This window comes from Dellaglioa sp. CoH-57-MRSF-21, assembly GCF_056781915.1.
The window spans coordinates 1-382 of record NZ_JBXAXU010000093.1 but is presented as its reverse complement, the minus strand read 5'-3'; the positions used below and the strand labels follow the sequence as shown (position 1 = coordinate 382).

At 52.4% G+C, this 382-nt stretch carries 1 protein-coding gene; it reads right to left on the bottom strand.

Annotated elements, in window-relative coordinates:
- Positions 1-193: DUF7448 domain-containing protein (locus AC1RPQ_RS08085; protein ID WP_481762277.1), on the bottom strand; the 193-nt coding region annotated here is incomplete at its 3' end.
- Between the last annotated feature and the right edge of the window lie 189 nt (positions 194-382).

Below are 382 nucleotides of genomic sequence, written 5' to 3'. Positions count from 1 at the left end.
ATTCGATGTACACCGACTCGCAGCAGTCTTGATCATGAAACATACGCGGAATTTCACCACCTTCTAGCGTGAACCAGATGTTGCGTTTCGCATCATCCGTGTCAATCGCGACAATGGTGTGGCCGACTAGCGACGACATAATTACGTCGCGCCCTCCATGGATTCGCCAGCTGTAGTCTTCTGCGTACTTCATGATCTGCTCCTTACTGTTTGTGGTGGTTCAGCACCACGTCAACAAAACGCTGACGGTATGCCTCTGGTATTTCTTGGGACACGCGCACCCAGTCGGCCAGAAGCTGCTTAACGGCAAGCGCCGTTTCACGCGGGTCTGATCCGTCAAAGATGGTGGCATCCGTGAAATCCAGACGGGTCTTCTTATTAC